Here is a 13,565-nt window from a genome sequence, read left to right as displayed (position 1 = left end):
GTGTGATGTGAAGCGATCGAGGTGGCCTTCCCTGACTCAAACCAGGCGAGCTCCACCATCGACATTGATCGTGGCGCCGTTCATGAAGCCGTTGCTCATCAGGAACACCACCGCCGCACCTGCTTCATCAGCGGTCCCCAGGCGATGCAGCGGCAGGGTCCGCTCAAGCGCAGCGACGAAGCCATCACGCGCGTCCCCCATGGCTTTAGCGAGGATGGGGGTATCGATCGGACCGGGTGACAGCGTATTGACGCGGATAGGCGCCAGCTCCAGGGCGAGACCGCGGGCAAGGGCTTCCATGGCGGCAGATGCAGCGGCGAGCACGGCGGTACCGTAGGCATTCGGGCGATCCGCCAGAGAACCGGAAATGAAGGTCACCGAACCATCCCGGGAGAGGCGATCCCCCAGGGCCTTCAAGACATGGATCGCGGCCCAGATTCGCTCGTCAAAGGCGCGATGCAGGTAGGCAATGTCCGCTTCCAGGGTCTTGCCAGCCACAAAGGTTCCGGCCAGGAGTACCAGGTGGTCCACTTTTTCGATGTCCGACAAAGCGGCATACAGGGTTTCACTTTGGGTGACGTCCGCGACCCGCCAGCTTTCAAAACCATGCTGCGCAGCAATCTTTTGCGCTCGGACGGCGTCCAGGCCCACTACATGGACCTTGCCTCCAGATTGTTTCGCCTGGATGGCGGCAGCCAGACCGATCCCGGAGGTACCGCCAAATATGACGATAGTCTTACCCGTCAAGTCGCCCGTTGCGCTTATGTTTGTCGAAAGAATGGAGTTCATTTGATTTTCCTCATGCACGGGTTATCAGATTGAGCAACTTGCCAATCTGCCTCGAATAATGTCATTAGTGACCTGATCGGTTGCGTAGCCAACTGGACACTGCCTGGGCAAATGCTTCAACGTCCTTTCCGCTACCGGTAATGATCCACTTCAACATCACGACATCATCAGGGACGAAAATCGCCCCATAACTTGCCAACTTAACCATCAACTCGGCCGACTCACCGACTGCGGCCTGTTTACCAACCAGAACACCCGATTGAGCAAGAACAATGGCGCCCAGCCCTAGCCCCGCAATTAACTTGCGCGCCTTGTCAAACCGTTGAAGTTCAGCGATGACTTTTATATCGTCCCACAGGTAGTCTTTTGTACCGACCCCATCCATGACCGCCACCGCATCGAAACATTCGTTATGCAGTTCTTCCAGATCCTCTGCTTTAACATCGTCGAATGTCATTACACCGACACGGCGAGTGTCGACAGAAAAAATCCTGAGGTCATATTCCTTACGCCACATCCCCATACAGGCCATCAGCATCGCGACGTCAAGCCGCTGTGGCGGGACAATAATGGCTAAACGTTTCATCATGGTGTCCTTGCAAACGCAGCCCTGACTGGGCATGCCACTTAAGAAACACGTACGCATCGAGTAACGCTGCCCCTTTCAGCCACTGCGCCGACTGCAGGGGTTGAAAGAGCATTGACCAGAGGGCTTTTAAAATACAGTCACCCAAGGGCTTAGGAGCTAAACCGTAGCGGTTTAAATGGTTCCAACCCAAGACTGCCAGGGCCTGATGTTACTTACGCAAATTTTGTGCAAGTGTTAAACCTCTCGGTCTATTCCTTTTCCGGCGATCAAGCAAATATGATCAAGCCGCACAGTGAGTCGCGCACGACGCCTTATATAAAATGGGGATTTTTCAAGCAACGGCGCCGTTCCAATCAACTACATTACGCCTGCGGGGTGTTAAATGGACAGGACCATGGCAACGCATCGGACCTTATACAGTTACAATCAAATCAGTATTCGCTTCCCTATTCTCCCCCCGCTGTCTTGCCCCGAAACTCAAGCAGCCCTGGCACACATTGCGCTTCTTCCCGGATGTCTCGATTACGCGCTGACTTGCCGGGAACAAGAGGTCTTTCAGTGGTCGATTTCAGGTATTTGGGTGAACGAAGAGGACCGGCAACGTCATTATTGCAGTGAGCAGATACAAGTCTTGTTTCGCTGCCTCATCCAGCGAAACGCTTCGATGATCTGCTGCAGCGAGGGCCAAACCGAACATCTCTGGTCAACCTGCCTTGGCGAACAGTTAGCCGTAAGGCAACGCTAGGGATGAACATCCCTGGCCACTTCGATCAGCGAATCCCAAGGCGTGGGTGCAGGGAATATCTCCTGCAGGAATTCCAAAAATGCCTTGACGTTCGGACTGCCCCGTCGGCTCTCTGGCCAGAGAGCGGTAATGGTGAACCTGTCCACGGCGAATTCCGGGAATACGGGGACCAGTTCGCCCCGCTGGACATAAGGTGCGGCCACGTAGGTCGGAGAAATGCCTATGCCTGCGCCTGCCGCGAGCGCCACGGCGACAGCATCGCTGACATCAATGATCATGCTGGCGTTCGGCGTAATCTCCACCACGCGCTCCCCGACCTGAAACGGCCAGCGCAGGGCCTGCCCGGTGCTTTGATAACGGAAGTTGACACAGTCGTGATTGACCAGATCGTCGATGCTGCGCGGCATGCCTTTTCTGGCAAGGTACGCTGGCGAAGCGAAGGTGCAGATTCGATGAGGGCCGAGCGGCCTGGAAACGAGCCTTGAATCAGTCAGGTTTCCGACGCGAATCGCTACGTCGATGCCCTGTTCGATAATGTCTGCAAATTGATCGCCTAAACGCAAGTCCACCGTCAGTTCAGGATAGCGTTCGCGGAACGCCGGGAGCGCTGGCGCGAGGATGTTGACACCGATGGGCAGGGGCGCAGTCACCTTTAACGTCCCGGACGGTTCTCCTCGCGCAGCAACGGCGGCCTGCTCGATCTGTTCCACTTCGCGAATCACACGCAAGGCACGCTCGTAGAGCTCGCGCCCTTCCGGTGTCAGGACCAATGAACGGGTGGAGCGACTGAAAAGCCGCAGTCCAAAGTGCTCCTCCAATCGCTGGACACTTTTACTGACGGCCGAAGGCGATACGGAGAGATCCCGAGCAGCAGCCGAGTAGCTACCCAGGGATGCCGTGCGTGCAAACGCTATGAGACCGGTCAATCGGTCTAGACCCATTTGTGCTTTCATGGAACAAGAATACCCATTGCAGCGCCTCATTATCAAACTGGTCGCAGGGAAGCCTTCGAAACACGATCCCCCCATTTGTGCCATTGCGGCATGTCTGATTTTCCGTTGAAGCCTGTTTCAACGACCTGCGTAAATCCCTATGTTGTCGCCGTGCGCCTTGCCGTCTTTGCGGGTCTGAAAGCGCCTCTGTGGATACCAGGCAAAGGGTGCTCGGGAAATGATAAGAATTAATGACCTCGCCATTTTTGTGCGAGCGGCGACCGTTGACAGTTTTTCGGTCGTGGCGCGGGAAATGGATTTGTTTCCTGCGCAAATAAGCGCCGCCATCAAGCGCCTGGAGTGCGAGCTCGATACACGCTTGTTTGCCCGGTCCACCCGCAGTCTTCGACTCACCGCTGAGGGGGAACGCTACCTGCCCTATGCCCGGGACGTTTTGAATACGCTGAATGAGGGAAAAGCCGGTCTGCAGCAAAGCGACCCGCAACTGCGTGGGGTCTTGCAAATCGCCAGCGCCTCGGACTTCGGGAGAAATGTCCTGCTGCCCTGGCTGATCGATTTCCGGCGGGACAACCCTGGCCTGGTTCTTCGAATCATGCTTTCAGATCAGGTTTCGGACATATTCCGCGATCCGATAGACGTCGCGGTCCGCTATGGCACCCTACAGAATGCGGACTTCATCTCCATGCCGCTGGCACCCGCCAACCGCCGGGTAGTTGCAGCTTCACCTGCCTATCTGGATGAGCATGGACGGCCTGAGACCGTGCAGGATTTAATCGAGCACGCTTGCCTGCGCTTTCATTTGAACGGCAAGCTGTACGACCGCTGGATATTCCCCAAAGAGCCGGAGAGCGATTGCATCATCATCAACGGTCCAGTGCTGAGCGACGATGCGGATGTCATTCGACGATGCGCGATCGCGGGAGAAGGCATCCTGTACAAGTCGTGGCTGGACATTTGCGAGGACGTACGGGCTGGAAGGCTTGAGGTCTTGCTGCCTCACGTCGCGGGCGAGCCTTATCCCCTCAACTTCGTTTGCCCCCATCGAAAGCAATTCACTCCTGCCATACGCACGCTGTACGCCTACTTGAAGGACCGGTGTGAAATGCTGTTGAAGGAACCTTTGTAGCCCTGCGCTGAGTGAGTGCAGCGTCCGGTGCCGCAACTGAACGCAATTAACAACGTTTAACTCGCACGCTCGCGCCCCGCCCCCAAGAATGAAGCCCTCTGCCCAGACCTGCTTTCTCAAGCGGGAACTGCCGGCCCATCTTGCGGTGCGCCGGACATTTCCCTGCTGGCAGCGGGTAGTACCGCCCCTTCGCCCGCCCAATTTCACATGGAAATGAAGCATGTTGCCTGCACCCCACCACTCAATCGCCGCCCTGAAGCCGCTCTGGCTGCTTGCCCTGCTCACAGGCAGCGCCGCACCGGCGATGGCAGCGGAACTCGCGCAAAGTACATCTGGCTTTCTCGACGGGGCGACGCTGGAAGTCCTCAGCCGCAACTTCTACCTCAACAATGACTATCGCACCCCGACCCCGGCAGGCAAAAGCTACAAACAGGAATGGGCCCAGGGCTTCATCGCCTCGTTCGAGTCCGGTTTCACCCCCGGCACGATCGGCATAGGCATCGATGCCCACGGGTTCCTGGGGTTGAAACTGGACGGCGGCAAGGGGCATTCCGGAACGGGATTATTGCCGCTGGATGAGGATGGGCGAAGCGAGGAGCATTACTCCAGTGCGGGCGGCGCGCTGAAATTCAACACCTCACGCACCACCCTGGCGGTCGGCGAAATGACCGTGCAGAGCCCGGTATTCGATACCGCAGACAAGCGCCTGCAACCCGAATACGCCAGCGGCCTGCTGCTCTCGAGCCGCGAGTTCAACGGGGTCGACCTGCAGGCGGGCCACTTCAGTGCGTTCAAGAATCAGGACGCCTCGACCAGCAAGGGTGATTTTTCCGGGTATGGCGCGACGACGCGCAACAGCGCCATCGACTTCATCGGCGCCGACCTGTTTACCGGGCAAGCCCTGGGCGGCGCGCTCTACGCCTCCGAACTGAGCGATACCTGGCGCCAGTACTATGCCAACCTGCATGCCACCCTTGGCGAACTGCTCCTTGACGGCAACCTGTACCACACCCGCGACTACGGCAAGGCCAACGCCGGGGCCATCGACACCACGGCCTATAGCCTGAGTGGCAAGTATCGGCTCAATGCCCAGGCGTTCACCCTGGCCTATCAGAAAATCAACGGCGACACGCCCTTCGATTTCGTCGGCGGCGACTCCATCTACCTGGCCAACTCGATCAAATATGCCGACTTCAACGGCCCGGGCGAGCGCTCGTGGCAAGCGCGCTACGACCTCGACCTGGGCACCCTGGGCATCCCCGGCCTGAGCTTCATGGCCCGCTATGTGACTGGACGCGGGATCGACGGCAGCCATGCCCCTCAAGGCGGTGCCTACAACCCGTTCGATAGCGACACCGGCACTTACAGTCCGCAACAAGGCGCTGGCGGACGCCATTGGGAGCGCGACCTGGACCTGCACTACATCGTGCAGTCAGGCCCGGCCAAGGACCTGTCGTTGCAACTGTCCCACGTCACCCATCGTGCCAACAGCAGCCAGGGCGGCGATGACATCGACCGGCTGTATATCGTCATCGAGTACCCGCTCAAGCTGGGGCCGTTCTGACGTTGCTACATTGACTGAATCAGCGGCGCCTTTCAGTGCTTGTATCGCTCATGGAGCGAATCGAAGCATGCCCCACCGTGACCCGGCCAAGGTGTTGGCGAGCTACGCCGCGCCCCATGACATTGATGGCATTGTCATGGGGCGCGTGCGCTACAGTGGCCTGGACAAGCTGATCGGGAGCACCGTGGAAGCACCACGGTGTTGGAAAATCGACGTGGCCGCTGAGGCGCTGCGCTGATCGTTGATCCTGCCTAAGCCGTTTCTTAACGAGATATCGAGGTGGGAAATTTTTCTACACTCTAGAAGACGTCCGGTAAACCGGGACTGCCCTTGATCGTTCTTCCGTAGTACAGTAGGCAAAACCCGATAAATATCCACCTTTAGATGACCTGAAGTGCCAGGCCCCCATGTCAATGGACCCGCACAGCCATCATCCTTCCACCGCGGCGGTAACTGCATGATCGACATCACCGAAGTTTCCATTGCCCAACTGCGCGCCGCGCTGGAATCGGGCCAGACCACGGCGGTAGCGCTTGTCCAGGCCTACCTCGCCAGGATCGATGCCTACGACGGTCCTGACACACCCACGGCCCTCAACGCCGTGGTGGTGCGCAATCCCGATGCGCTGAAGGAAGCGCAGGCCTCCGATGCCCGTCGGGCCAGTGGCCAGACCCTCGGCCCGCTCGACGGCATTCCCTATACGGCCAAGGACAGTTATCTGGTCAAAGGGCTCACCGCCGCCTCCGGCAGCCCGGCGTTCAAGGACCTGGTGGCCTATCGCGATGCGTTCACCATCGAACGACTGCGCGCCGCCGGGGCCATCTGCCTGGGCAAGACCAACATGCCGCCCATGGCCAATGGCGGGATGCAGCGCGGGGTGTATGGCCGTGCGGAAAGCCCGTACAACGGCGACTACCTCACCGCACCCTTTGCCTCCGGCTCCTCGAATGGTGCGGGCACGGCAACCGCCGCCAGTTTCGCGGCGTTCGGCCTTGCCGAGGAAACCTGGTCGAGCGGACGCGGCCCGGCGTCGAACAACGGCCTGTGCGCCTACACGCCGTCGCGGGGGGTGATTTCGGTGCGGGGCAACTGGCCGTTGACGCCGACGATGGACGTCGTCGTGCCCTTCGCCAGGACCATGGCTGACCTGCTCGAAGTGCTGGACGTGGTGGTCGCCGAGGACCCGGACACCCGTGGCGACCTGTGGCGGCTGCAACCCTGGGTGCCGATTCCGAGCGTCGAGTCGGTTCGTCCCGCCTCGTATCCGAGCCTTGCCAGCAACCCGAGGGCACTGGCCGGCATTCGGTTCGGCGTGCCACGGATGTACATCAACGCGGACCCTGAAGCCGGCACCGCCGAGGCCCCTGGTATCGGTGGCCCGACCGGGCAACGAATCGTCACCCGCGCCTCGGTGATCGACCTTTGGGAGCAAGCCCGCAGGGCCCTGGAAGCTTGCGGCGCCGAAGTGATCGAGGTGGATTTCCCGCTGGTGTCCAACTGCGAGGGCGACCGTCCCGGCGCACCGACGGTGTTCACCCGCGGCCTGGTTTCCAAGGAGTTCCTGCACCATGAGTTGTGGGACCTGTCGGCCTGGGCATTCGATGACTTCCTGCAGGCCAACGGTGATCCGAAATTGAATCGCCTGGCCGACGTCGACGGACCGAAGATCTTCCCCCACGACCCGGGCACCCTGCCCAACCGGGAGGACGATCTGGCCGCCGGCATGGACGAGTATGTAAAGATGGCCCAGCGCGGCATTACGCCCTGGGACCAGATCCCGACACTGCCCGACGGGTTGCGGGGGCTTGAAGCGACACGCCGGATCGACCTGGAAGACTGGATGGAGCGGCTAGGCCTGGACGCGGTGATCTTCCCGACCGTCGCCGACGTCGGGCCGGCGGATGCGGATATCAATCCGGAATCTGCCGATATCGCCTGGAGCAACGGGGTCTGGGTCGCCAACGGCAACCTCGCCATCCGCCACCTGGGCGTACCCACGGTCACCGTGCCAATGGGCATCATGGCGGACATCGGCATGCCCGTCGGGCTGACATTCGCCGGGCGTGCCTATGACGATTCGAGGCTGTTGCAACTGGCATCGGCGTTCGAGTCGATTGGCTCCAAGCGCCTGGTCCCGCCTCGGACACCGCCATTGTCGGCTTGAGCCGATCATGGGGGCTGCTACGCAGCCCAGCGAGAGCAAGCTCCCTCGCCACAAAAGCCCAGAGGAGCAATACCTGGGGGCCATTTTGGCGAGGGTAGCGTTTGAATGATCCACACGGTCACCCAGCCGAGCAAGCAACCGTGGCGAGGGAGCTTGCTCCCGCCGGGCTGCGCAGCGGCCCCCCGGCTACATGCCTACAGCCGGAAATACTGCTGCATGGCACGGGCCAGCAGGTTCACGGCTTCATCGCCGCGTGACGCCTGGGCTCGCATGAACACCACCTCATGCTCCGCGATCACCGGCAGGCCTTCGAGGATCCGCATGGCATCCGTCACCCGTCCACGGTCGATCAGGCTGATCGCCAACCCGGCCTCCACACAGGCCTTGACGGCCTGGTTGGAGGGGCTTTCCAGAACGATGCGGGTCTTGCGCCCGCTTTGCCTGAGGGACTCCAGCATCGCTTGTCGATAAGGGCATTGCGCCGCATGTACCGCCAGCGGCAGCGGTTCCATCGAGGCCGCCGTCGTGTGGGCCGGCCCGACCCAGACCGGCGTGGTGGACACCAGTACTTGCACCTCTGCATTCGCCTGCCCCTTCGGCTGGGCGACCACCGCCGCCTGGAGCTTGCCGCGCTGCACCAGGTCGCGTAGCGCATAGCTTGGCGCAGTCTTGAGCTCCAGCACCACGTTGGGCCACGCGGCGGCGAAGGTCGGAAGGATGTCGCGGATCACATGGTCTGCGTACTCATCCGGCACCCCCAAGGTGATACGTCCCGCCAAACGAGTTCCGTGCAGGTCCGCCAGCACCCGGTCATGGGTGCTCAACAACTCCGTCGTCGCGACGAGCAAACGCTGGCCCAACGCGGTGAGGGATACCGATTGGTTGTCCCGGTTGAGCAAACGCCCGCCAGCGACCGCTTCCAAACGCTGGATATGCACGCTGACCGCCGCCGGGCTTTTGTGCAGTTGGTCTGCCGCCGCACTGAACTTGCCGATCCGCGCCACCGCATGAAAAGTACGTATCAAGTCGATATCGAGTATGGCCGTCATGATTCAATCTTCGTGAACAACTGATGCATTACATTTTGATTTATTAGATTAGCCGGGTTTCGTAGCCTGTGGCCATGAACCCGAATAAATCGATGACCTGCACGTCCCTGCCCCGACCCGCCTGGTACTGGCTGATTCCATTGCCGTTGCTCGAAGCGGCATTGCTGGTGTCGTGGAGCTCGGGCTTCGTCGGCGCGCGCTTTTCCATCGATTACGCGCCGGCCCTGCTGGTGGTCTTCTGGCGGTGTGTCGTGGTGACGCTCGTCCTGTTTCCTTTCGTCGCCAGGTCGCTACGCCGGACCTCGCCCGTCGCACTTTTGAAGAATGCCGGCATCGGCCTCCTGGCGATGGCGGGCTACCTGGGCGGCATCACCCAAGGCATTGCCCTGGGCGTGCCGGCGGGCTTGGCCGCGCTGGTCGCCGACCTGCTGCCAATGGGCCTGGCGCTGCTGGCCGCAGGTGTACTCCGGCAACGACTGGCCTGGCAGGTCTGGACGGGGCTGCTCATCGGCCTGCTCGGCGTCATGCTGGTGACCCAGGGCGCACTGGCGTGGGGCAATGCGCCCTTGTGGGCCTATGGCCTGCCGCTGCTTGGCATGTTCTCGCTCGCCGTCGCGACCCTGTGGCAGAAATACTTACCCGCCGAACAATCGCTGGGCCTGCTGCCCAACCTGTGGCTGCAGTGTTGCGTGTCGGGCCTGGCCTTCGCGCTGGTCGAGGGCGCCCATGGCAGCCTGGCTCCGCTGCCCAGCACAGGCTTTGCACTGAGCGTGTTGTGGACCGCGGGCCTGTCGACCATGGGCGGCTACGGCCTCTATTGGTTGTGCCTGCGCCGCGCAACCGCCACCCGCGTCGCCAGTGTCCTGTACCTCAGCCCGCCCATTACGATGCTCTGGGCCTGGGCCATGTTCAACGAACCGCTTTCCTGGCAGATGGTGGTGGGGATGGCGGTGTCCGGGATCGGCATCTGGCTGGTCGTCGGCACCGAAGCCCGGCAGGCTGCAAGTTCAAGATAGCAAGATCGGTCGAGCGCATTGTGCTCGCCGGCCTCATGCTGGTGGCCTTTACTGGGAAAGACCATGACCGACACAAAAAAGCATTACCAATCCCGCATGCGCAAGGTGCTCGATTACATCGACCTGCACCTTGATGACTGCCTGGACCTGGATACGTTGAGCGGCGTTGCGGCTTTTTCGAAATACCATTTTCACCGGCAGTTCATGGCGACGTTCAGCTTGCCCTTGAATCGCTACCGATTACCGCGCTCTTTCTGCCACTCAGGTGATCGTCTAGTGGGTAATGCCAGTCAGTTAAAGATCAAACGGCACAAAACCTGTGGGAGCAAAGCTTGCTCGCGATAGCGGCAAACCCGTCAATGGGTTGTCGACTGGCTCACCCCAATCGCGAGCAAGCTTTGCTCCCACGGGTATGAGGCTTAACTGACTGGCACTATCGTCTAGTGAGCGCTTTTTTCCTGTCTAGCCGATGTACGAGTAAACGGCGAAATCGAACCCATTGAATGGAAAGGAAGCCACTTCTTTCATACCCATTTTCAAATGCGCACGGAGCGAGGGTTCATTGTCCTTGCGTATGAAAAGAATACCTTCACGCCCCCGTTCGAGTCGCCGGAGTTCCGCGAACATTCGCTGGGCCAAACCCTTGCCACGCTCCGCCTCGCCCACGCAAATCGGGCCATAGACATAGGCATCCGGCGCTCCATGATAAGCGGCGAACATCGCTTGTACGATCGGCAGGTCGGCATTCATCGCCCGCGTGGTAGTCATCAGGAAACCGGTGATACGGCCCTCTCGACGCGCAACAATCAGAGGCATTTCCTGCATCATCGCTGCCACACGAGTCCTTGGCAGGCTCGCAGAAAGCGAGCCGCCACGGGCCATCTGATTCGCGGCCTGAAGCGCCAGGATCCCGTCCAGGTCGGCCTCATTGGCTCTGCCGACATCGGTTTCATGGTTCGTCATTCGAGATATCTCTTCTGGCTAGTTAAATGACTACTTCTACCGTGCCTGCCAAGAGATTAGTACACGGCAACAATTACAGGATTTTATACCTCGACAACGTGGGCCCCAATCCATAGGCAACACCAATACATTGCATTGCATATCGGTCTTGGACGCTATAACCAAAGCGGCAGATGATGGCTTCAACCAAGCGACATCAACCCGATCCAAACCGATAGGAGCTACGCCATGCAACAGTCCCACGCCTACAACGACATCAGCCTGGCCCTGACCACCGAAGTGCTGGATGCCAAGGCACGCAAGCACCTGTCCTGGCAGGACTTGGCCGATGGCACCGGCCTGAGCCTCGCCTACGTCACCGCCGCCCTGCTCGGCCAGCATCCATTGCCGGAACACGCGGCGAAGGTGATTGGCGAGAAGCTCGACCTGACCGCTGACTCGGTCGCCCGCCTGCAGATCATTCCCCTGCGCGGCAGCCTCGCTGGCGTGCCGACCGATCCGACGATCTATCGCTTCTACGAAATGATCCAGATCTACGGCACCACCCTCAAGGCCCTGGTTCATGAGCAGTTCGGCGACGGCATCATCAGCGCGATCAACTTCAAGCTCGACCTCAAGAAAGTCGAAGACCCTGAAGGCGGCTCGCGAGCGGTGATCACACTGGACGGCAAGTTCCTGCCCCTGCGTCCGTTCTGACCTATCGCGATTCCCAAGGTGAACCCCACATTCTTGAATACAGCCTGGTCGGCGACGGCTGCACGAGCTGATACCCGGCTGGGCAACCACCCTGTTCATTGGAGGTAAGCAGCATGAAAGCACTGATCGAGGGTTTCCTGAAGTTCCAGCAGGAAGTCTTTCCACAACGCACGGACCTGTTCAAACACCTGGCTACCACGCAACACCCGGGCACCTTGTTCATCACCTGTTCCGACAGCCGCGTTGTGCCGGAGCTGCTGACCCAGCAGGAACCCGGCGAACTGTTCGTGATCCGTAATGCCGGCAACATCGTGCCGTCCTATAGCCCGCACCCAGGCGGTGTTTCCGCGACGGTGGAATATGCCGTCGCGGTGCTGGGCGTGAGGGATATCGTGATCTGTGGTCATTCCGATTGCGGTGCCATGACCGCCGTCGCCAAATGCGCCTGCATGAATCACCTGCCGGCGGTCAGCGGTTGGCTGCAACACGCCGAGTCGGCACGGGTCATCAATGAGTCACGGCCGCACGTCGATGACGCAGCAAAAGTCAGCTCGATGGTGCGTGAAAACGTCATCGCCCAATTGGCGAACATCCAGACGCACCCGAGTGTGCGGCTGGCCCAGGAGAAAGGCTTGCTCAACCTGCACGGCTGGGTCTATGACATCGAGACCGGCTCCATCGACGCCCTGGACGCCGACAATCGCAGCTTCAGGTCCTTGGCGGACAATCCCCAGGCGTGTGCCGTACCGGCCCGGACGGCGACTGCCGCGTGAGGGTCGCTGTTTTGTCTAGGGCAGTTGCCCACCTCGATCAGCGGCCCCAAAGCCATCCATCCCGTGCAACAGTGTCTCCATGAAAGCCACGGACGCCGCGCTGTGATAGTTGTTCTTGCGCCGCAACAGCGAAGCTCCACGCCGGGGCGCCGCGTCCTGCAGCGCCAGCTTGCGCAGTGCGCGCTCCTGGGTGGCGATGGGTTCCGGAAGAATGGTGGCAACGGCCGAATGCCCGATCACTTCCAGCAACGTGCTGACCGAGTTCACCTCAATGCTCACCTTGGGCGTGATCCGAGCCTGGACGAAGTAGTCGTCGATGCACGTACGGGTGGCAAAGTCCGGGCTCAACAAGGCGAACTCCAGTTGCCCGATCTGCTCAGCCGTCAACGCGGCCTGACAGTCATACAACGGGTGATTGCGCCCCACCATCAGCCCCAGGGTTTCGGTGAATGCCGGGATCGATTCGATATCGGCGCTCCTGACCTGATCAAATGCGATGGCAATGTCTAACGTGTCATTCGCCAAGCCCTCCTCGATATCGACCATCGACAACTCGAAGATTTGCAGGTGGATATTCGGGTATCGCGCGCGGTAGTCACGCACCAGCGGCCCGACCAGATAAGCCATGAACGTCGGGGTCATCGCCAGCCTCAAGCTGCCGCGGGATAAATCCTTGACGTCGTGCAACGCGCGCTTGCCAGCGGCCAGTTCCACCAGCACCCGCCTGGCGCATTCGATATAGGCCGCCCCGGCATCCGTGGGCCTGACTGTGCGAGACGTGCGGTCGAACAGACTCACGCCGAGGGTTTCTTCCAGTTGCCGGATCTGTTGCGACAGGGTCGGCTGCGACACGTGCAGCACCTCGGCGGCACGCGTGAAACCGCCGTGGTCAGCGACCGCCAGCAGATAGCGCAAGTGACGTAGCAACATCGGAACCACCACCTGGAGCTTGGGTAATTGCGATGCATTGTATAGGGGACATGTCGCGTCCACATCCGCCACGAACGCGATGGCCAAGCCCCCAACCGTGGCGAGGGAGCTTGCTCCCGCTGGGCTGCGAAGCGGCCCCAAACCTGCCAAATGCGGAGTATCAGACACACCGCACCCGCCGGTTTACGACGGCTTCGCAGCCGAGCGG

The 13,565-nt window shown here is 60.3% G+C and carries 14 protein-coding genes; 8 read left to right on the top strand and 6 right to left on the bottom strand.

Features of this window, described 5'->3' with window-relative positions; all coding sequences use genetic code 11:
* Nucleotides 1-36 precede the first annotated feature (36 nt).
* The 3 genes from BLO80_RS09585 to BLO80_RS09575 all read right to left on the bottom strand — a co-directional run bounded on the left by BLO80_RS09585 (nucleotide 37) and on the right by BLO80_RS09575 (nucleotide 3,076).
* Nucleotides 37-789, bottom strand: coding sequence for an SDR family oxidoreductase (locus BLO80_RS09585; RefSeq protein ID WP_092327679.1), 753 nt, complete (start codon nucleotides 787-789; stop codon nucleotides 37-39).
* 64 nt (nucleotides 790-853) lie between these two features.
* On the bottom strand, nucleotides 854-1,375 hold the full coding sequence (locus tag BLO80_RS09580) for a DJ-1/PfpI family protein (protein ID WP_175459476.1): 522 nt from the start codon (nucleotides 1,373-1,375) through the stop codon (nucleotides 854-856).
* 744 nt (nucleotides 1,376-2,119) lie between these two features.
* Entirely contained in the window at nucleotides 2,120-3,076 is a 957-nt protein-coding gene (locus tag BLO80_RS09575) for a LysR family transcriptional regulator (protein WP_092327675.1), read from the bottom strand.
* Nucleotides 3,077-3,293: 217 nt separating this feature from the next.
* Between BLO80_RS09575 and BLO80_RS09570 the strand changes: the two genes are divergently transcribed.
* The 4 genes from BLO80_RS09570 to BLO80_RS09560 all read left to right on the top strand — a co-directional run bounded on the left by BLO80_RS09570 (nucleotide 3,294) and on the right by BLO80_RS09560 (nucleotide 7,930).
* Entirely contained in the window at nucleotides 3,294-4,202 is a 909-nt protein-coding gene (locus tag BLO80_RS09570) for a LysR family transcriptional regulator (RefSeq protein WP_092327674.1), read from the top strand.
* A gap of 220 nt (nucleotides 4,203-4,422) precedes the next feature.
* Entirely contained in the window at nucleotides 4,423-5,766 is a 1,344-nt protein-coding gene (locus BLO80_RS09565) for an OprD family porin (RefSeq protein ID WP_092327672.1), read from the top strand.
* A 67-nt stretch (nucleotides 5,767-5,833) separates the two neighbouring features.
* Nucleotides 5,834-6,004, top strand: coding sequence for a hypothetical protein (locus BLO80_RS29885; protein WP_175459471.1), 171 nt, complete (start codon nucleotides 5,834-5,836; stop codon nucleotides 6,002-6,004).
* Between the two features lie 219 nt (nucleotides 6,005-6,223).
* Nucleotides 6,224-7,930, top strand: coding sequence for an amidase (locus tag BLO80_RS09560; protein WP_092327670.1), 1,707 nt, complete (start codon nucleotides 6,224-6,226; stop codon nucleotides 7,928-7,930).
* 194 nt (nucleotides 7,931-8,124) lie between these two features.
* Here BLO80_RS09560 and BLO80_RS09555 read toward each other — a convergent pair whose 3' ends face one another.
* The gene (locus BLO80_RS09555) at nucleotides 8,125-8,979 is read right to left on the bottom strand and encodes a LysR family transcriptional regulator (protein WP_092327669.1); all 855 of its coding nucleotides are present in this window, start codon (nucleotides 8,977-8,979) and stop codon (nucleotides 8,125-8,127) included.
* 74 nt (nucleotides 8,980-9,053) lie between these two features.
* On the opposite strand from BLO80_RS09555, the gene BLO80_RS09550 reads away from it, so the two are divergent.
* Both BLO80_RS09550 and BLO80_RS30045 read left to right on the top strand, forming a co-directional pair.
* Nucleotides 9,054-9,995 carry a DMT family transporter gene (locus tag BLO80_RS09550; protein WP_092327667.1) on the top strand — a complete coding sequence of 314 codons (942 nt, stop codon included), beginning with the start codon at nucleotides 9,054-9,056 and terminating at the stop codon, nucleotides 9,993-9,995.
* Between the two features lie 63 nt (nucleotides 9,996-10,058).
* Entirely contained in the window at nucleotides 10,059-10,340 is a 282-nt protein-coding gene (locus BLO80_RS30045) for a hypothetical protein (RefSeq protein WP_218189367.1), read from the top strand.
* A 117-nt stretch (nucleotides 10,341-10,457) separates the two neighbouring features.
* Here the strand turns inward: BLO80_RS30045 and BLO80_RS09540 are convergent, their stop codons facing one another.
* Nucleotides 10,458-10,958, bottom strand: a complete 501-nt coding sequence (locus BLO80_RS09540) for a GNAT family N-acetyltransferase (RefSeq protein WP_175459475.1) — start codon at nucleotides 10,956-10,958, stop codon at nucleotides 10,458-10,460.
* Nucleotides 10,959-11,186: 228 nt separating this feature from the next.
* Here BLO80_RS09540 and cynS point away from each other — a divergent pair, with 228 nt between their 5' ends.
* A complete protein-coding gene (gene cynS, locus BLO80_RS09535) occupies nucleotides 11,187-11,654 on the top strand; it encodes a cyanase (protein WP_092327666.1) in 468 nt (155 codons plus the stop codon).
* Nucleotides 11,655-11,767: 113 nt separating this feature from the next.
* Nucleotides 11,768-12,427, top strand: coding sequence for a carbonic anhydrase (locus BLO80_RS09525; RefSeq protein WP_092165144.1), 660 nt, complete (start codon nucleotides 11,768-11,770; stop codon nucleotides 12,425-12,427).
* 15 nt (nucleotides 12,428-12,442) lie between these two features.
* On the opposite strand, the gene cynR is transcribed toward BLO80_RS09525, so the two are convergent.
* A complete protein-coding gene (gene cynR, locus BLO80_RS09520) occupies nucleotides 12,443-13,357 on the bottom strand; it encodes a transcriptional regulator CynR (protein WP_092327664.1) in 915 nt (304 codons plus the stop codon).
* Nucleotides 13,358-13,565 lie beyond the last annotated feature (208 nt).

The organism is Pseudomonas sp. NFACC56-3, assembly GCF_900100025.1.
Taxonomy (GTDB): domain Bacteria; phylum Pseudomonadota; class Gammaproteobacteria; order Pseudomonadales; family Pseudomonadaceae; genus Aquipseudomonas; species Aquipseudomonas fluorescens_AA.
The sequence above is the reverse complement of the archived record's forward strand: the minus strand, read 5'-3'. Positions and strand labels throughout refer to the sequence as shown.